The organism is Haloferax sp. Atlit-12N (genome assembly GCF_003383095.1).
Lineage (GTDB): Archaea > Halobacteriota > Halobacteria > Halobacteriales > Haloferacaceae > Haloferax.
The window spans coordinates 968,852-985,020 of record NZ_PSYW01000002.1 but is presented as its reverse complement, the minus strand read 5'-3'; the positions used below and the strand labels follow the sequence as shown (position 1 = coordinate 985,020).

Genomic DNA, 16,169 nt, shown 5'->3' with positions numbered 1-16,169 from the left:
TTTAGAGGTTGTATTTGTCTGCAAGGTCTTGTTCGGAAGTCGATTCTACAATTTTGTCTGGGAGGTGGTCTGCAGGCTCAATCTCATCAGTCTGCTCATCAGCGAGGTCAAGCACATCATCTACGGAGTCGCACTCGTCTTCGAGTTGGAGAACAGTCTCGACTGAAGATTGGGCGGCTACCGTCACATCAAGTTCTTCGTCACCAACAGCGAGATACGCCGCTACTGTGTTCAGCGCCGCTTCGAGTTCTTCTTCTGCCGACTGCTCTCGCTGCTCCTGTTCTTCGAGCTGCTCTCGCTTGTGTTCGAGGAGAGCCTGCTTAGACTTGATATCCTGCTCGATGCTCTCTTTCTGTTGTTCAAGCGAATCAATTTCATCTTCTAACCGAGCGATTTCGTCTTCGAGGTCGCCAGGAGAGAGTGCCTGCGAGAGTACATCTCGGATGAGAGCGGCACGAGAAGAGTAGCCACGCCGTTCTTTGACTGCATCAAGTTCTTTGACGAACTCTTCATCCATCGGGACGGACGGGTTTGCTGTGAGTTTATTCGTCATCACCTCCACGAGCGACTACACTCTCAGAATCTGCTGTTGGGACGAAAGTCTGCATCTCGATTTCGATTGTACCATCATCGTATAGGCGGAGTTCGACCGCTTCAGCGTCATCAGGACGCCACTTTTTCGGGATTGTTATCTGCCCGTATTCGGACATCATCTTCTTTTCTGTCTCTACGACTTCTCGTGAGTTATCGGATTCTTGAGTCATCCTACATATATGTATATGTTGACACCCTATTAAACCATCGGAAGGATGACACGAATATAACGACAATATAGTATTCGAAGACGATTAACCGAACAACCGAACAGAACTATCTATGCTAAAATATACTATGTTAGCAGCTGCTAACTTTCTTGCTAATTAGCAGCTTTACTATCTACTACCCAAACAACTATCACACTAAGTTAGCAGCTGCTAAGATTCCTGCTAATTAGCAGCTTTATTGGTATGAGATATTAGTGGAAACAGTCTATGGAAACTTCTTCATCATCAACGACCTCGTGATATCTTCGCCAAATCTTATCGCCTGTTACTTCACCATCGATGTTCTCGATGAGGTTCTCCAGCGAGTACTCTTCGTCGTTGCTGTTCAGGATTCGCTCGATGTGTTTCTTGAACAGGCTCTCAGCTTCTTTGTACGGTCGAAGTTCTGTTGACGCTGAGTAACCGCAGTTCGAATTAAGACACTCCCACTCTTTGCCTGATATCTGTTCCATATCAGTTTGGCAATCTGGGCACTTCGGGTCGGTGTCTACATCCAATTCAGCAGCTCCGTCGTCGCTGGTGAGGTCTGCGAACCCACGCCAGAGGATACCGTCGGTTTCGATGCATCCAACAATCTTCTCAGGCTCTTCTCGTGGGTCGGGATGGCGAATTGCTGACTCATCGTCCTCGAATACTTTGAGGCCGTGTCCGCTTGGGGTGAAGAACTGAACTGGAATCGTATCGACCAAATCAGCATCTTCTAAGCGTGTGAGTAACATCCCAGTCGTCACAGTATACCCTTGGAGCGTGTCGATGGAGATGGGACTGTGTTTGTAGTCGTGGCGAACTTGATAGATGTTAAATTGCTCTTCATCAGCCTCTTCCTCGAAGGATACCAGCTCGGCTGAGATAGCTCCGTCTGAAGGATTATCGAGAACGAAGAGATAGTGAGCGCCACTCGTGATTTTCTGTAGGCGGGGTTTCGGGAGCTCGTCTTGAAGGCGTTTGTAAACCTCGTAGGGGAGCGGCTTAGAGCGAAAGCCGTACAGCGTCCGTCGTACCCGCTCAATCTCGTTCTTGACTCTCGTGGCGGTCGTGTTGAGAAGTCGTTGTGGGAGCGATTGTCGCTCTACCTCAAGTAGCTCTTTCAGTCGGTCAGCTTCTTCTTCGATATACAACGCCCGCATCGAGTAGTAGTGAGTGAACGGAGCTGAGGCGATGAGGTCTCGACAGTCACGCCAGTCGGAGATTATCTCACCCATAGCGTCTTTCATCTCTTCGGTGGCCTTCTGGTGATTCCTGTGCTTTTCCAACTCCTCGACACGCTCGTTCATCTTCTCGACAGTCCTCTTTCGGTCATCGGGGTCGGGATGATTCCCAGAATACTCCCAGGCGTTTTGAACGCCGTTCGCAGTCCGTTCCACTCTGTTCAGCCAGTCTTTCTTATCCTGGGATGGAAACCACTCTTCCCGCACTCCAACTCTCAACAGAAGAAGTACGAGAACGACGACACCTCCAATTCGCATCCAACCAAGTACTGAATTTACTAAGAGCTGGTCAGCGAATCCTGCCAAGAGAGGCGGGTAGAAACCAGCGGCAGTAGGAATACCAATAAAGATGATAGTTGCGAGAGCCGAGAGTTTAGTCCACTTATCCGCCATCGTTATCGGAAGCAGTCCGTCGATACATGTGAACTCTGTTTAATTTCGGCGTAGACTTCCCAAACACTCTGCGGCGTCACTTCACCATCGACACGCTCGATGAGGTTGTCCAACGAGTACTCTTCTCCTTGACTCTCTACGATATCCTGTACGAACCCTTTGAAGAGCCGTTGAGCTTCGCTGTGTTGTCCTGACTCTCTGTCAGCGGTATAGCCACAGTCGTCGTCGGGGCAAACCCACTTCTTGCGAGTGATGCTGCTTTGTCCTCTCAGCGGACTCTTGTATGGATTTCCTCCTCGGCCCGTCGGTAGCTCGTAGGACTCACGAGTCATCTCTTTCTGACAGTCAGGGCATCGAGGAGTCAATTCAACATCCACGCTTTCGACCTTCACATCAGAGAACTCGGCGATACCTCGCCACGCCATCTCGCCTACTTCGACGCACCCGACGATAGTATCGATAGTCGGTGTTTCGTCTTGAACTTCTTCGACGGGGACGCCTTCTTCATCTCGTTCGATATCGAAAGTAGACTCGTCCGTAGAGAGTTTGGACTTGAGAAGCCAGCCTGTGAGAAACGCAAACCCTGCGATGAAGATATTTTGAATCCAGTTGAGGATTGTTGGTGAGAGGGCGTTGAAGATTGGAGACCAGCGAGCGACCGCCACGGGGAGATTGAAGAAGACGAGGACCAGCCCCGTTGCGGCGGAGATGATGGTTGCGATGTTTTTCGTTCGCTGTTCAACCATATGCGGAGATGTTGTTCAGGTGTTTTGTAACTACTGGACAAGCAGCTGGTCAGAATCCCGAACTGTGTATCTTGACTCGGAGTCCAACTGCCGCAACTGCGAGACCTCCGTAAATCAGGATATCAAGTGTACTCAGCAATCCTGCTTCGAGGAAGATTGGGATGGCGAGATAGATGCCGATGACAACGCCTGCGAGGTAGCCGAACGACCAGTAGCGGGATGCATCCACAGTCATCACCGCAGAGACGATTGATACAGGAATCACCCACCAGAAGATGCCTGGTGGCAAGTATCCTTGTTCGACCAGCAGCGGAACGAGTTCACTAATCAGGAGGGCAACAACGACGGTCTCGACAATCATCCCGACTCCTCGTTCGAGACCGTGGTCCATACCTGGCATCTTGCCAGCATATAATTTGTGTGAGAAATAGAGTGTTTCGCCTGTGATGACTGTCACCGAGGCAGACCTGTGCTCTCAAAGCGGATTCACAGGCGAGTGGATACATACGAGACGCCTGCACCCACGCACACGCCCACGAAGAATACTCCACCGACGAGAAGTCCGCCTGCATACGCTTCTGCGTCCCAAGTAGCAGAGGATGAGTAACTCATCGGATACCACCATCACCACCGACGATGACAACATCTGCACCTCTCCACATCGCAAACTCAGGAACCTCAAATACGGTTTGAACTCGGATGATTAACCGACCTTCGTTCTGACGAGTTGCCTGCAGAGCTTCGAATAAATACCTCTCAGACGCACAACCTCGTATCTTCATATCTTCTTCCTCAAAGTCGAAAACCTGTTCAACCTCATCGTATTCGACACCGACCACGACAATAATATCGCTACTATCGGGTTCCTCATCTCGTCTGTATGCGAGGATGGCAGCGCCGCCAAGGGACAGGAGAGCAACGATTACCCCAATCATCGGATACCACCTTTGAGTCGTTTGAACGCTGTTCTCGCTGTCTTCTTCCCGCTTCTTAGGATGATGCCGAGACCTCGACGAGCCTTACGGAGTACAACCGATACTGCTCGCTTCCCTCGCCTGACTGCGAGTTTGAATCGTCGCCGATGCCGTCGAGTATCCACGCCCAACTGTTGAAGCGTCATATCGAGCGTGAAGAGGTAGATGCCGACCGCCACGAGAGAGGCAACAATTGAGACAGCGAATCCAATCACGCCACCAACAGTCATCCCGAGTGCGCCACCGATGGCCATCACGACCGTCCCGACGATGCCGCCGATGAGAGCAGTACTCCCTGCAGGTTTCAGGTTAGAACGAGTGTCGTCAAACATCAGAATCACGAGCGTGCTTGCTCTGGTAGTGAGCATCGAGTAGTCGTTTCAGAACTAATCCTACAGCAGAAACCAGCAGTAGCCCGAGTATCGCATATTTGGCGAGCTCCGTATGGATGGCTGCTCCAAGACACCATCCTGTGCAGGTCATATTGATGTAGACAAGATAGACGAGCAGTCCCAAGTGAGCGAGTACAGCAGTCAGGGCAACATACACTCTCACTAGCGATGGAAGTTCAAGGACTATTGTGGCGAGACCACGCCCGAGGGTTCGACCGATTGTTTCAGCGTCTAACATGAGTCATCACCCTCGCTGAAATCGAGGTCGTCTAAAGTAGTCGGAGTTGCATCTATCTCATCCAATTCAAACCCGTGGTACTCGTCTGGTGCTTCACCTGCTCGAATCGCTGGAAGTGGGAACGCTCCAATCCACCACTCTTTCTCTCGTCCATCGAGGCGTGTCTTTATGGTCGTGTTCCAATTCTCTTCGATACGAATCTGCACATCGGCTCGGGAGTCAGAGACGATTTTGAGTTTATCAGCACGATACGCTAGTTCGTTAAAGTCCCGAATTAAGAGACGAGCCTGTCGTTCTTGCTCGTCTGTTGCAGCGACGATTTGAATATACAATTCTTCACCAGCTGTTGCTCTGTTCAAGGAGTCGATGATGCTGATGAGTTTACCCCGAGCGTGATGCTTAGTCCCAGAGATAGGAAGCATCACCACACCAAGCAAAGTCCACACCGTGCGTTGGAAATAGAAGAGGAATTTCTCTAACACGAGACACCACGGGCGTCGTCACCCTGATTGAGGTCGAGGACAGTCTCTAACTCACTACGGTTGAGGTCGTGGTCTACTGCAAGTTGAGCAAGGTCGCACTTGGACTTCCAGTCGAGGTCGTGGAATCCATCCACCTGACCAAGATTGTAATCGAGTTCTCGTTCTAACTCATCGAGATGGAATTGCGGCGGAATCTTGTCGTCGCTGAAGATATCGTCTAGCGGGCCATCATCGCTATCGTCTTCATCTTCAAATTCAGCTCTCGGATACGCTTGCGGTGGTTTTCTGAAATCGAACCGTGGAATCTCGAAAGTATTGAACGAGCGGCGTGGAGTTCCTACAGATGCTGTATATTCTACTTCATCACTACCTGCTGGAATATACTGGACTGTCCCACGCTCGGGGAGATGATACTCTGCATCAGCTGTGTCGATGAGCCACGGATGTACATCTTTGAGATGCCTTGGAACTAGTATGATGTGATGACCTTGCTTAATCACCTGCTGGACAAACCCATCCGACTCGTGACGCAAACTCTCGCAGTCATCGATTAGAATCGTGAACTGTTGTTCTGGATGTTCTTCGAGAATTGCTTCTACTCCTCTCCAAGATACTGCGTAGTATGCATCTTCTAGAGATTCAAGATTCGAGATGATAGGATTGGCATCTTTTTCAGCGATGTGGACACCATAGGTTGTTGTACCTGCTCCCATCTCCCCTGTTACTAGAGAGAGTTTGCCTCTTCCAGATTTTAACTCGTTCTTCAGCTCTCTAATCCGACTTTCTAATCGTCCTTTCTGTTGTTCGTGGAATTCAATCGCTATTCGTAACTGTTCTACTTCTCGTTCATAGTTGAAATTTAAACCAGAACTCATATCTAAATATATTGTCACATAACCTTATTAAACTATTGTCGTATTGTCACTTTCTCCCTCTCCTCTACACGGGTCTTAGGCGGTCTAATTATGTCGGACTGAGCGTTGCGGTCTCTGAATCAGTCTGAATTGCCTATCGATATTTGCGGGCGTTCAGTTACTCCTGTAGGGTTAGAGACACAAGCTTGGGACACTATGAAAATCAGAATTGAAGAGAAACTCATCCTCGAAGCGTTGTACAAGAACGACGAGCCGTTGTCCACGACCGACCTGAAATCATCGACGGGCATCGACACAGATGCGATTGGTTATTCAGTACGCCAGAAGCTCGAACCAGAAGGTCTCGTTGAGTATGAGTATCGAGAAGACAACGGAACAGAAGTCCGAGTCCACGACCTCACGGCTAAGGGCGAGTCGGAGATTCAACAGGGCTTGATTGGCGATGTGTTCGGCGAGTCGTCTGAAAGTGACCCTGAACGAGTTGCACTTGAGGCACGGATTGATGAGCTGGAAGAACGCTTGGGTGCGGTAGAGAACAAGACGCAGGCGAACAAGCAACTTCTCGATTCACTCCGCTCTCGGATTGACAAGGCAGCTGAAGTCATCCAGAAACACGACCGACGATTGAACGGGATTCGGTGGGCGCTTGAAGAGAACGGAGTCGTGGATGTAGTCGAGTATGTAAAGAAGGTAAAGAGCGGCGACTAGAGGCTTTCTCTGTTCTCCCGAAGCCGACCTGTGCTCTCTGTCGCTATTCTGTTTCTGCTTCGACTTCCTCAACATGGACGAGATTCTGGACTGGGAAGGGATTATTCTCGCCTTCGTATTCAGGAGAGTAGTTCCAGAGATTGCCGTCCACCTCATAGATGAAGGACTCCTTGTCGTTGACCTCGACTCGAACGACCTCTCCATACTCGTCATCCTCTTCCCATCCGATTACGCTCAGAGCCTCGACGGGCCACTCTAAGAATTTGATTGTATCTCCTGGCTCCAACTGCTCGAAGGTCTCGAAGTCATCGTCCGCAGGCTCACGGGCGTCCATACTCGGCTCGTGGGAGATAGTCATGGACCGATGGTGAGTCCCCGCCCCACTTAACGCTATACAGAGTCAGGATTGTCAGGCGAACCCACTCCAGATAGTATCAAACACACCCATCGTCACATCCAGATTTCGAGTTCCCCGAGGAAGTTCTCAAACGATTCAACGGCCCTATTTGCTGACGGTGAACCAGCCACGGTTATCTTACCGTTGTGGAATATCGAGAAGGTGCAGTCGTACTCGTCTGTTGTGTAGATAATCGCAGAGTGTTGTTCTGGTTCATATTCTGCGTTCTGGAACCCGAGACCAACTGCAAGCGTTGAGAGGTTGAACGAGGTTGGAACATCGGCGAGCAGGACACTATTCGAGACCTCGAACTCAACATCATCTCGTTGGTCTTCGTCCACCAGTCCGATGGCCTCGAAGCCGTCGAGAATCCCTTCAAATTCCTCAAACAGTTCGTCTTCCGAGCCTGCTCTCAGGATGAGTCGCCCGCTGGTGAACAAAGTCATCAACGGGAGTCTCGATTTCTTGGGTCGGATTTCGAGTCCAGGCTTCTCTAAGTCATATTCAACACCGATAGTGTCTGCGAGAATTTCGAGGTCAACTTCAACAGGTAACTCCCCTGCACCAACTGCTAAGGTTTCTTCAACCTCATACTCTGCTTCGACACTCATACCGCATCAGGAGCATCACCTCCGATTGAATTGGTTGAAGAGTTTTGTCCTTCCCACGGTGCAGAGTTGTTCTCATAGTCGTAGTCGCCGTAGTATGGGAACGGGCTATAATCAGTATGTTCGTGGACTCTGAAAGCCCACTTCTTGCCAGTATACTCGTTCGTGATGATTATGTCATCATCAGCCTCGAACAGATATTGATTTTCAACAGCACCTGTTCTCGGTTCTAATCGCTCTCCGTCATCAACTCGATAGACAGTATATCCGTTCTTGATTAACGGTTCTTCGAGCGTGACGAGAACAACTGTGCCGTCATAATTATCGAGGTCGTTCCACAACTCGTCAGCCTCTCCTAAGTGAGAGATTCTTACCGATGGGTCTCCAGTAGCGACACTAGCTACGCTTAACGAGATGAAGAGGAGTATGAATCCGACTGGCACGATGTAACTTTTGAGATTCATACTGCATCAGGAGCATCACCTCCGTGGTCAGGGTAGCCGTAATTGTTGATGGTCGGCATCGTGATTCTGTTATCCTCATCTCCATCTTCGTCGTCTTGGCCGTCACCAATCTTCATCGCCTGGTCGCAAGCAGGACACACATCCTCTTGGAAGTCCTCGTGGAACCACCGTCCCTCATCCTCGATGTGGCGCTGTTGGATTTTTTCACCACACTCTGGACACTCGACGATGTTCCAGTCGTAGCCGTTTTCTCTGGTAGTCGTTACAACCGTCAGTCGGAATTTTTTCGCTGACATAAGGAGCGATAGCGGAATCGAACCGCCTGAGTAGCACCAGCACGCCTATAAGTTACGCTTGTAGTGATTGCCGTCGTCCGTCAGTTCCAGGAGACCTTCTTCTCTGAGCGTTTTGAGGACACTTCGAATCGTCTCCATCGAGACTTCTGTGTCGTAGTCGTCAGCGATGGTGGTCTGGATATCTCGGGCGTTGAACTCCCAATCACGCACCCGCATCACGGACATGTGTACATAGTCCCGCTGCGTGTACTTGCGAATCATCGCTCATCACCCTCGGCGTCAAGGTCGTCGGGATTGGAGAGCCGCTCGATGTTAGTCACACGAGGGCCTTTCTCTGATTCCTCATACTCGAACGACACCTGCTGTCCTTCAGCGAGGTCAGGGCCACCAATATCCTGCATGTGAAAGAACACATCTTCATCGAGGACTTCGTTGGAAATCCAACCGTAGCCACCTGTGTCGTTGAAGAAGTCAACCACGCCTTCGAACTGAAATTGACTCATAACGCATCACCCTCTTGGATGAGGAATCGGACTGTGTGCCGCTCGCCTGCGTAGTAGACAAGCACCTCGAAACCCTGTGGCGTCCAGAAGAATTCGTGAATCTCTCCTGCAGATTCGAAGACGGCCTCAAACACATCGAGGTGTCCCTCGTAGATGAAGACCAACTCGTCCAAGTGGAACTCTGCAGTCTGGACAGGTGACTCGATAGCGAGGTCGTCGCCGTCTCGATAGATGAACACGCCGTCCTGTGAGTTGGCGTTGACGAGATTATCTGAGATTGCTACTGAGTTGTCTGTGCTACTTCCGTGAGTGTTGAATTGTTTCGTACTCATAGTTTGATTCTCCCGTCTTTAGAGCATAGCGAGTTTCTCGGTGGTGTATAGGAGCGCCGAAGGAATCGAACCCTCGTGTAGCCAGCACGCTTAGGCGTAGGCGACGGACTTGTTCTTCTCCGCCTGTTCCAGACAATCCTCGAATCGGTCGAGAGCGCCGTCGAAGTCGTCGTAGAGCTTGACAAGTCGTTCGTCACCGTCGATAGTTGCGACCGCCCACGCACCTTCCCTACAATCCCAAGTGATTGTGGCTGTTTGCTCGTATCCTCGTGGTGTGGTCCACTCGGCGACGAGGAGGTACTCGTTGAGGTAGTCAACTGAGTCGGCTTTTTCTCGGGCGAGGTCTACTGTTTCGAGTTCGATTCGTGCATCGGAAGTGCCAACTTTCTTACTCATATCCCTACATATGTGCCCCACCCTTATAAAACTTTCCAACCACAAAACCATGAAATAAACTCTTAGAGAGCACAGGTCGGCTTCGGGACGCCAGAGAACTGTTCTACTCCTCAAATTCATACGATACTGACCCCGCACTCTCCGAAAACAGAAGATAGAGGCGCTGAGAAGTACACGGGAGCGAGCCTGTGTTCTCTTAACCAACAACTCCGCCAGACGAGATATGCTGTTGGTTAAGACGCTCATCCGAGTTTGGCTTCAGAATATTGGTGGGAAGAATTGAAACACTACCAGCGTGAGCGTCAACTAAGATGGCTCAATCTCCATCGTGGATTCAAATCCTCGTCTCTTCTCTACTTCTCCCTGCAGCTGTTGCTCTCCTTGTTTCTTGGTTTGAGGCACGGCGTCGAGACAACCGAGACCGTAACGACTGGTTCGACAACATCGCCTCAGCTGCAAGCGGAATTGATAGAGCGTGGTACAAATCTTCAGAACTGACTACCGAGAAACAGCAGAACACCATCGAGACCGTCGATGACTATGTGGACCGACTGACGGAACGGAAGAACAGTACACTCTCACCATCAGACCTCACGGAAGCAATTGAACTCCTCGACCGAAAGTGGATAGATGCGAAGGACTCTCTCCCCGCAAATCAGAGTAGCCTATACGAGAATCTCGGAACATCTGTCCAACGAAAGGGCCGACAGGTAGGATACATCGCCGAGCAGAATCGACCGAAATCTCTGCGGGAACGATTATCTCAGTACCGCCCACATCCAATTGACCGAATCAAGCGGTTTCGAGAACTCGGGTTTGAGCGAGGTCGTGTCTGTCGGTTCTCGTATGACAACATCACCGTTCTCAAGGACTTCTTCTCTGTCGAGGAAATCAATCAGATTGAAAAAGGCGAGAAGTCGATTCGAGTGACAAGCCCGTTCGACTCACGATTCTGTGTGCGAGATTCGGATTCTGATGGCCCTCGATTCATCGCTATTGATGGATTCAGTAGACGCTCAACGGGACAGATGAAGTTCTCGTTCCGTGTGTTCCCCATCGAGGAAGACCAACTCATCCAGGAACTCAATTACGCTCAAGAGTGGGAGTTAGAAGATATGGAGAAGACTCGGGAGATAGCGTTTGAACTCATGGAAGTCGGCTAAGAGGCACTATCGTCAGTCGAGTCTGTCGAAAGCTTCCCTCAAGAAGACGAGTCCCCAGATACCGATAGCGACCATCATCATCGGTGAGATGTTCTGAAGCGTGCTGTTGACCGCAGGTGTGGCTCTCGGAACAAGATACGCCGTAATCGCCGCCACTCCTAGACCGCTCAGGAGCCACCGCCAGAAGTCGTTGTCCTCGGTGATGAATTCTCCAGAGTTAGGATGTTGTGGTTGGTCTGCACCGTGGTCTTGCCCTCGAATTTGATTAGCAACATACAGGCCAAGCAGAAGAGCGATGATTCCTGAGAGAGTCCAGCTCGGAAGTTGCATAGACTCGTCTATTTTCTGAACTGATTTAAAATATCATCCCACGAGACGGTCACTCCATCATCCGCTTCAAATCACTCAGTTCTCTGTCGTTGAGGATTTCCTCGACCATCTCCCACGAGTCGATGTGGTCTTTGTGGAGACCGCTCTTATCGAATATCTTCGCCCATCCATCTGGCGGGATGTTCCCAACCGTGTATTCGTCGCCTGCTGAATCGTTCGAGGTAGGGTTTTCTTCTACATCAGCCGAATCACGAACTTCCTCAGCGGTCTCATCGGCGTCATCTTCAACATCTGACTCGGAACTGTCAGAGAGCACAGGTTCGCTTGGGGCGTCGTCAGAAGATTCAGAGCGTTCAGATTCGGTCGATTCAAACGGCGTATCTTCTAACTCTGCTGCGGGCACATCTGGGTGTGGTGAATTCTGTCCCTTGTGACGGTCGCAGAAGTACTCAGGCTCTTCCCCGTATGGGATATGAATCATCGTCCCACAACGGTCGCCTTCTTTGTTTTCTCCGATACACTTTATCGCAGAGTCCTCACTCCACGACCAGTCTGTAACCTCGTTCGTATCGAAGTCGTATTTCGTCGGCGGGATGTTTCGGAGTGTTTTGAACTGTCCTTCAGGCTCGCCATCGGAACCAATCGTCTTGTAGAATTTGGCAACCTTCTTCGAATCTTTGTAGACGAAATCGCACAACTCTCTCACCCACTTGTGGATATCCTTGGTGCCGTGGCCGATGATGACCATGTTTCCATCGTTCTTTCTGATGAAAGTCACCATCGGGAAGAGCTGGTCTTCAACCGCTGACGAATCACCAGTCCCTGAAGCGTGCTTGTTTGCCTCGTCAAAGACAAAGAAGAACTCTGTATCTGGATTGTTCTCTATCCACTCATCGAGTTCGTCCATATTCTCGACCGTCGTCGCCTGTCGCAGACTCGTGATGTTAGAGAGAATTACGCCGTCAGGGTGTGAGAGTTTCCAGAGTTCCGCTTCAAAAATAGCGAAGTCAGTCTTCCCTGCACCCATATCACCCGAGAGATACTGGGTTACATAGTCGTCTTCAGACGGAGAGACATACTCAATCAGCCACTTCCAGAGGCGGGTGTGTTTGAGTTCAGGTGATTCTGCACGAGAAGTGAAGTACTTGAGGAGCATCATCCGCTCAGATTTAGCGGCTTGTGTTGCGTTCAGCGTCGTCGCCTTCGACACTATTCGGCGGTATTCTTTCGTCTCCTCATACGGGATATCTGTCGTGGCGACGGTATCCTTCCACTCTCTCCACGCTTCTTTCTTATCCGCAAGAATCCGAGAGAGTTCTTCATCGAGGACTTTGACGGCCCACTCGTAGAGGTGGTTGGCATCGTCTTTCCCTTCAACCTCATCTCGCATATCTGACGCTGTTCGACCTTGATTATACCCTCCACCTGAATTTGAAGTGGTCATCTGCTACCACCAGCCGTTTGGCTATTTTGGGAATTGTCAGATGGTGAGTCGGTGAGACCTTCGACTTCCCCAAGTTGTTCTTTGAGGTCTTGTTCGACCGTCTTCTCTTTCGTTACTATCTCCTCGTGATTCGTCTCAGAGAGGTCTTCTCGCATCCACTCATCTTTCTGTTGAGCACCCTCCATCAGCTCGCCCTCGATGCGGGCACTATCGATGGCTTTCAGCTGACGACCCCACTTCTTCGCCCAGTGCCATACTTCGTCAGATAGGACCGTGTACATCGAGCGGAAGTATTCAGCAACCTCAGCTTGCTTGCCCGAGCGTGCGAGTTTTGCAGGGTCCACATCTTCCATCACTATATATGCGATATTTTCTTTCGGGTCGTAGTGAGATACTACATACGCCTTTCGGTCAGTATTCAGATTCACCTCCATCAATCGTTTCTTACTGATTTCCACGAACTGTGTTGGAGCAGAGTCACTCTCACTAAGCCGCTTGTACACCTGCAGGTCAGCTTCTCGACTCGGACTGAGAAGCCACGGAGCATAATCGAGGTCGCCAATAGCAGGGTCGATATCGTGGAGATATGTTCCGTTCCGTCGGAGATACCACTTGCCGATGACCCATACAAAGGCGATGAACAGAACTGTATTGTACGCCCAGTAGACCATCAGGTTCGAATAGATTTCACTCAGCAAGACAAGCGTACTCGGGTCAAACCACTGCCCAACAAACGGCGGGTTGGCGAGGAGTTTCCAGAAGAAGGCGATTGGATACATATCCCAGAACGCCAAGACGCCGATGAACCAATTGAACCCGAGAATCCCTAAGAGACCGAATCCATGAACGAGGTCTTTGGCTTGTTTCGAGTACGGGTCGTCACGGCTTGGTAAGTCTTCATCTTGGTAGATACCACGGAGAGATTGACCAGCGAGCGGAATCGCAACCTTGCCCACTCGAAGGTTGAATTTGAGGACAGCAACGAACATCAAGATAATCACAATCCCACCGATGATGCCGATGAGCGGACCCATATCTCCCGCAGGGTTCCAGTTGATGACGAGAGCTGTGTATTGGATGTTGTACTGTGCGCCTGTCTCTATAGATTGGATGGATTCCGTCGAGGTAACTGAAACAGCCCATCCGAGCAAATTGCCTGTTGTTGGTGTCGTTAGAGTCTTCGACTCGCCTGGTTCCAACTCGTAGGACTTGATGCGTGGCTCCTGCCCTGCGTTGTTGTTCGTGACTACCCACTCCGTGTCGTTCGTCGGATTGTAAATCTGGAACTGAGCGTGCGTCTGATTGTGGGAGAGTTCGTTCAGGAAGATGCCGTTATTGAACTCGTGTTCTGCTTTGCTTGTGTTGAACGGCGGCTCGTCATCTCCTGCCGCTGTCGAGTTAGACTCGTTCGAGGATGAATCAGAATCGTCACCATCGCCGACTTGCACCACAACGGTATCTCCCGAGTCGCCTGAATCACCAGAATCGTTCGTGCCTGCGAAGTCTCCTGTCTCAGTTGGAGTGGCCGTCGAGGTCGTGTTGTTCGTTGAATTGTCCGCCGTGTCGTTGTCAGGCGTCGGCGTCTCCTGTTGGAACTGTACATCATCAGCGACTACATCACCAGACGGTGACGGAGAAGCGGCTACAGTCCCGACCGCACCCGTCACGGTCGTCATCAAGATGAGGAGAACAGCCAGAAGCGAGAGTAGATTGTGAGAAGTCATGTTGAATCACTTAGCGGAACCCAGTTTCTTTGAGGATTTTATTGAAGTTGTAGAGCAGTACGATTACAGCAATCACGCTGAGGATAGACCCGCCAATCCCGAGTACAGCAAATCCGATAGTCTTGACCGCCTCAGGAGCAAGGACAGCAAGCCCGACGAAGAACATCATCGCTGATGTAACTAAGACTGCGATGAAAGCGAGCATCTTGTCGCTCGTCCACGATGCTTTTCCAGGTGCTTCCGTTGAGTTGAGAAATTCTTGAATCATATTATATCACTTATTTTATGTTTTGGTTGTTGAGAGACGCCCTAAGAATCGAACTCAGGTGGAAGCACCAGCACGCCGAAAACCCTGTTACGGGTGGTTAAGCAACTATTCTAGAGGTTGTTGAACTTGAGACCGTTCTTCACCCAGAGGAGAGTGAAGAGCGTTCCAACAGTCGCAACGAATCCAGCGATGACCGTGAGTACAAGGACTACAGGGTCATCTGGAATCTGGTCGCCGAGTCCGCTGAGCGGGTTGTTGAAGTCACCAACACTACCGATGAAGCCGCTGTCATCCGAAGAGGAATCAGTCGCTACATCGATTGTCTGGGAGACCGTGCCGTTTGTAGCCTGAGAGCTATCTACGGTGAAGGTCTCCGTGTAGGTCGTCTCGTTACCGTCAGCGTCCGTGTAGACGATTTCACGAGTGTATGTGGAACCATCATCGAGACCAGTGAAAGTCACTGTGTTGCTGTCGTTACTTGTGACAGTTGCAGACGCAACAGCGGACTCGTTATCGCCGATACTTGAACCATCGTAGAGGTTGATATCGAAGGATTCGAGAGCCGAACCGTTGTTCTCGACTGTAAACTCATAGTCTACCTGCGTGCGCTGGAAGGTAAGGTCAGCAGTCGTCGTGTTGTTGTACGAGATGCTGTATACCGTCGAGGATTCGTCGTAGTGGTCGGCAGAGTGCCGTACTGTGTAATCCTCACCAGAAGCGAGTTCGGTACTGTAATTCTCGCTGAAGTTAGTCGTGTTGACTACCTCAGTTCCGTTCGAGTCTTCGATGACGAGTTGCTCGCCACTAAGGTTCTCGAAGGTAGTACCGTCGGAAGTCGAGAGACTACCGATTTCGAAAGTACCTGTTGCCTCGGAGTACTGGAAAGTATCCGAGTAGGATGTGTTAGCAACACTAACCGTTGCTTCACCACCTTCAGAGACGGTGAACGGCGTAGCGATATTGAAACTCGTTGAGCTGCTCACATCGGATGTGAACTCAACTACGATATCATATGTACCGTCCCCGTTATCTGTGATATTGTTAATTGAGAGAGGAGCACCGCCAGTTACCAGTACGCCCGACTCGTTCAGAGTGAGGTCGCCAGTCCCTGAATCAACTGTAATCGTTTCAGTCTCTCCTGTTGTGGCGTTATCCACAGTTAAGCTAGGATATGCGGTGTATTCTCCACTTGTCTCATCATATATTGGTTCTGCAACCTGAATCCCTGTCACGGAAGCAGCGGCGGCTGGTCCAGCGAAGAGGCTGACAACCAACATCCCGATAAGAGCGAGGACACCTGTTTGTGCGATACGACTTGGGCCGTCATCGCCACTACCAGAGGCAGTAGACGAATTTGGATTAAGTTTATTTAGGTAATTACCCATAGGAAACTATATACTTTCT

At 50.4% G+C, this 16,169-nt stretch carries 25 protein-coding genes; 2 read left to right on the top strand and 23 right to left on the bottom strand.

Annotated elements, in window-relative coordinates; translation table 11 throughout:
* Nucleotide 1 precedes the first annotated feature (1 nt).
* From C5B90_RS13180 to C5B90_RS20340, 10 genes are all read right to left on the bottom strand, one after another.
* Nucleotides 2-517 (bottom strand): ribbon-helix-helix domain-containing protein, encoded by a 516-nt coding sequence (locus C5B90_RS13180; protein ID WP_158547226.1) that lies wholly within the window; start codon nt 515-517, stop codon nt 2-4.
* Between the two features lie 25 nt (nt 518-542).
* Entirely contained in the window at nt 543-764 is a 222-nt protein-coding gene (locus C5B90_RS20360) for a hypothetical protein (protein WP_148708227.1), read from the bottom strand.
* A 251-nt stretch (nt 765-1,015) separates the two neighbouring features.
* Nucleotides 1,016-2,425 carry a hypothetical protein gene (locus C5B90_RS13175; protein ID WP_148708226.1) on the bottom strand — a complete coding sequence of 470 codons (1,410 nt, stop codon included), beginning with the start codon at nt 2,423-2,425 and terminating at the stop codon, nt 1,016-1,018.
* Nucleotides 2,426-2,427: 2 nt separating this feature from the next.
* Entirely contained in the window at nt 2,428-3,171 is a 744-nt protein-coding gene (locus C5B90_RS13170) for a hypothetical protein (RefSeq protein ID WP_115882102.1), read from the bottom strand.
* A 49-nt stretch (nt 3,172-3,220) separates the two neighbouring features.
* Nucleotides 3,221-3,628, bottom strand: a complete 408-nt coding sequence (locus C5B90_RS13165) for a hypothetical protein (protein ID WP_233511998.1) — start codon at nt 3,626-3,628, stop codon at nt 3,221-3,223.
* Nucleotides 3,629-3,779: 151 nt separating this feature from the next.
* Nucleotides 3,780-4,106, bottom strand: a complete 327-nt coding sequence (locus tag C5B90_RS13160; RefSeq protein WP_115882098.1) for a hypothetical protein — start codon at nt 4,104-4,106, stop codon at nt 3,780-3,782.
* Nucleotides 4,103-4,477: a hypothetical protein gene (locus C5B90_RS20355; protein WP_148708225.1), complete on the bottom strand. Its 375-nt coding sequence runs from the start codon at nt 4,475-4,477 to the stop codon at nt 4,103-4,105. The genes C5B90_RS13160 and C5B90_RS20355 overlap by 4 nt, the downstream gene beginning before the upstream one ends.
* Nucleotides 4,470-4,775 (bottom strand): hypothetical protein, encoded by a 306-nt coding sequence (locus C5B90_RS20350; RefSeq protein WP_148708224.1) that lies wholly within the window; start codon nt 4,773-4,775, stop codon nt 4,470-4,472. Before C5B90_RS20350 ends, C5B90_RS20355 begins: the two co-directional genes overlap by 8 nt.
* Nucleotides 4,769-5,257, bottom strand: a complete 489-nt coding sequence (locus tag C5B90_RS20345) for a hypothetical protein (RefSeq protein WP_148708223.1) — start codon at nt 5,255-5,257, stop codon at nt 4,769-4,771. Before C5B90_RS20345 ends, C5B90_RS20350 begins: the two co-directional genes overlap by 7 nt.
* Complete coding sequence (locus tag C5B90_RS20340) at nt 5,251-6,132, bottom strand: hypothetical protein (protein WP_148708222.1); 882 nt, start codon at nt 6,130-6,132, stop codon at nt 5,251-5,253. The genes C5B90_RS20345 and C5B90_RS20340 overlap by 7 nt, the downstream gene beginning before the upstream one ends.
* Before the next feature lie 195 nt (nt 6,133-6,327).
* On the opposite strand from C5B90_RS20340, the gene C5B90_RS13155 reads away from it, so the two are divergent.
* Nucleotides 6,328-6,840 (top strand): hypothetical protein, encoded by a 513-nt coding sequence (locus tag C5B90_RS13155; RefSeq protein WP_115882096.1) that lies wholly within the window; start codon nt 6,328-6,330, stop codon nt 6,838-6,840.
* Between the two features lie 43 nt (nt 6,841-6,883).
* Here the strand turns inward: C5B90_RS13155 and C5B90_RS13150 are convergent, their stop codons facing one another.
* The 8 genes from C5B90_RS13150 to C5B90_RS13120 form a co-directional block, all read right to left on the bottom strand.
* Nucleotides 6,884-7,198, bottom strand: coding sequence for a hypothetical protein (locus C5B90_RS13150; protein WP_115882094.1), 315 nt, complete (start codon nt 7,196-7,198; stop codon nt 6,884-6,886).
* Nucleotides 7,199-7,290: 92 nt separating this feature from the next.
* A complete protein-coding gene (locus C5B90_RS13145) occupies nt 7,291-7,848 on the bottom strand; it encodes a hypothetical protein (RefSeq protein WP_115882092.1) in 558 nt (185 codons plus the stop codon).
* The gene (locus C5B90_RS20335) at nt 7,845-8,309 is read right to left on the bottom strand and encodes a hypothetical protein (protein WP_148708221.1); all 465 of its coding nucleotides are present in this window, start codon (nt 8,307-8,309) and stop codon (nt 7,845-7,847) included. The genes C5B90_RS13145 and C5B90_RS20335 overlap by 4 nt, the downstream gene beginning before the upstream one ends.
* Nucleotides 8,306-8,605, bottom strand: a complete 300-nt coding sequence (locus C5B90_RS13140) for a hypothetical protein (protein ID WP_115882090.1) — start codon at nt 8,603-8,605, stop codon at nt 8,306-8,308. The genes C5B90_RS20335 and C5B90_RS13140 overlap by 4 nt, the downstream gene beginning before the upstream one ends.
* A 45-nt stretch (nt 8,606-8,650) precedes the next feature.
* Complete coding sequence (locus C5B90_RS13135; protein WP_148708220.1) at nt 8,651-8,830, bottom strand: hypothetical protein; 180 nt, start codon at nt 8,828-8,830, stop codon at nt 8,651-8,653.
* 32 nt (nt 8,831-8,862) lie between these two features.
* Nucleotides 8,863-9,108: a cold-shock protein gene (locus C5B90_RS13130; RefSeq protein WP_115882086.1), complete on the bottom strand. Its 246-nt coding sequence runs from the start codon at nt 9,106-9,108 to the stop codon at nt 8,863-8,865.
* Nucleotides 9,105-9,440, bottom strand: coding sequence for a hypothetical protein (locus C5B90_RS13125; protein WP_148708219.1), 336 nt, complete (start codon nt 9,438-9,440; stop codon nt 9,105-9,107). The genes C5B90_RS13130 and C5B90_RS13125 overlap by 4 nt, the downstream gene beginning before the upstream one ends.
* Before the next feature lie 90 nt (nt 9,441-9,530).
* A complete protein-coding gene (locus C5B90_RS13120; RefSeq protein ID WP_115882082.1) occupies nt 9,531-9,836 on the bottom strand; it encodes a hypothetical protein in 306 nt (101 codons plus the stop codon).
* A 311-nt stretch (nt 9,837-10,147) separates the two neighbouring features.
* Between C5B90_RS13120 and C5B90_RS20330 the strand changes: the two genes are divergently transcribed.
* Nucleotides 10,148-10,999 carry a hypothetical protein gene (locus C5B90_RS20330; protein ID WP_148708218.1) on the top strand — a complete coding sequence of 284 codons (852 nt, stop codon included), beginning with the start codon at nt 10,148-10,150 and terminating at the stop codon, nt 10,997-10,999.
* Between the two features lie 12 nt (nt 11,000-11,011).
* On the opposite strand, the gene C5B90_RS13115 is transcribed toward C5B90_RS20330, so the two are convergent.
* The 5 genes from C5B90_RS13115 to C5B90_RS13100 form a co-directional block, all read right to left on the bottom strand.
* Nucleotides 11,012-11,329 (bottom strand): hypothetical protein, encoded by a 318-nt coding sequence (locus tag C5B90_RS13115; RefSeq protein WP_115882080.1) that lies wholly within the window; start codon nt 11,327-11,329, stop codon nt 11,012-11,014.
* A gap of 49 nt (nt 11,330-11,378) precedes the next feature.
* The gene (locus tag C5B90_RS13110) at nt 11,379-12,719 is read right to left on the bottom strand and encodes a hypothetical protein (RefSeq protein WP_115882078.1); all 1,341 of its coding nucleotides are present in this window, start codon (nt 12,717-12,719) and stop codon (nt 11,379-11,381) included.
* A gap of 50 nt (nt 12,720-12,769) precedes the next feature.
* Entirely contained in the window at nt 12,770-14,449 is a 1,680-nt protein-coding gene (locus C5B90_RS13105) for a hypothetical protein (RefSeq protein ID WP_158547225.1), read from the bottom strand.
* 58 nt (nt 14,450-14,507) lie between these two features.
* Nucleotides 14,508-14,702 carry a hypothetical protein gene (locus C5B90_RS20325; protein WP_148708216.1) on the bottom strand — a complete coding sequence of 65 codons (195 nt, stop codon included), beginning with the start codon at nt 14,700-14,702 and terminating at the stop codon, nt 14,508-14,510.
* Nucleotides 14,703-14,875: 173 nt separating this feature from the next.
* Entirely contained in the window at nt 14,876-16,150 is a 1,275-nt protein-coding gene (locus C5B90_RS13100; protein ID WP_134672481.1) for a hypothetical protein, read from the bottom strand.
* Nucleotides 16,151-16,169 lie beyond the last annotated feature (19 nt).

Coding starts and splice junctions, on each gene's coding strand:
- C5B90_RS13115 (WP_115882080.1), bottom strand. CDS start 11,329: ATGCAACTTCCGAGCTGGACTCTCTCAGGAATCATCGCTCTTCTGCTT.
- C5B90_RS13100 (WP_134672481.1), bottom strand. CDS start 16,150: ATGGGTAATTACCTAAATAAACTTAATCCAAATTCGTCTACTGCCTCT.
- C5B90_RS13155 (WP_115882096.1), top strand. CDS start 6,328: ATGAAAATCAGAATTGAAGAGAAACTCATCCTCGAAGCGTTGTACAAG.
- C5B90_RS20350 (WP_148708224.1), bottom strand. CDS start 4,775: ATGTTAGACGCTGAAACAATCGGTCGAACCCTCGGGCGTGGTCTCGCC.
- C5B90_RS13180 (WP_158547226.1), bottom strand. CDS start 517: ATGGATGAAGAGTTCGTCAAAGAACTTGATGCAGTCAAAGAACGGCGT.
- C5B90_RS13140 (WP_115882090.1), bottom strand. CDS start 8,605: ATGTCAGCGAAAAAATTCCGACTGACGGTTGTAACGACTACCAGAGAA.
- C5B90_RS13145 (WP_115882092.1), bottom strand. CDS start 7,848: ATGAGTGTCGAAGCAGAGTATGAGGTTGAAGAAACCTTAGCAGTTGGT.
- C5B90_RS13120 (WP_115882082.1), bottom strand. CDS start 9,836: ATGAGTAAGAAAGTTGGCACTTCCGATGCACGAATCGAACTCGAAACA.
- C5B90_RS20325 (WP_148708216.1), bottom strand. CDS start 14,702: ATGCTCGCTTTCATCGCAGTCTTAGTTACATCAGCGATGATGTTCTTC.
- C5B90_RS13135 (WP_148708220.1), bottom strand. CDS start 8,830: ATGTCCGTGATGCGGGTGCGTGATTGGGAGTTCAACGCCCGAGATATC.
- C5B90_RS20360 (WP_148708227.1), bottom strand. CDS start 764: ATGACTCAAGAATCCGATAACTCACGAGAAGTCGTAGAGACAGAAAAG.
- C5B90_RS13175 (WP_148708226.1), bottom strand. CDS start 2,425: ATGGCGGATAAGTGGACTAAACTCTCGGCTCTCGCAACTATCATCTTT.
- C5B90_RS13150 (WP_115882094.1), bottom strand. CDS start 7,198: ATGACTATCTCCCACGAGCCGAGTATGGACGCCCGTGAGCCTGCGGAC.
- C5B90_RS13125 (WP_148708219.1), bottom strand. CDS start 9,440: ATGAGTACGAAACAATTCAACACTCACGGAAGTAGCACAGACAACTCA.
- C5B90_RS20355 (WP_148708225.1), bottom strand. CDS start 4,477: ATGTTTGACGACACTCGTTCTAACCTGAAACCTGCAGGGAGTACTGCT.
- C5B90_RS20335 (WP_148708221.1), bottom strand. CDS start 8,309: ATGAATCTCAAAAGTTACATCGTGCCAGTCGGATTCATACTCCTCTTC.
- C5B90_RS13130 (WP_115882086.1), bottom strand. CDS start 9,108: ATGAGTCAATTTCAGTTCGAAGGCGTGGTTGACTTCTTCAACGACACA.
- C5B90_RS13110 (WP_115882078.1), bottom strand. CDS start 12,719: ATGCGAGATGAGGTTGAAGGGAAAGACGATGCCAACCACCTCTACGAG.
- C5B90_RS20340 (WP_148708222.1), bottom strand. CDS start 6,132: ATGAGTTCTGGTTTAAATTTCAACTATGAACGAGAAGTAGAACAGTTA.
- C5B90_RS13170 (WP_115882102.1), bottom strand. CDS start 3,171: ATGGTTGAACAGCGAACGAAAAACATCGCAACCATCATCTCCGCCGCA.
- C5B90_RS20330 (WP_148708218.1), top strand. CDS start 10,148: ATGGCTCAATCTCCATCGTGGATTCAAATCCTCGTCTCTTCTCTACTT.
- C5B90_RS13105 (WP_158547225.1), bottom strand. CDS start 14,449: ATGACGACCGTGACGGGTGCGGTCGGGACTGTAGCCGCTTCTCCGTCA.
- C5B90_RS13160 (WP_115882098.1), bottom strand. CDS start 4,106: ATGATTGGGGTAATCGTTGCTCTCCTGTCCCTTGGCGGCGCTGCCATC.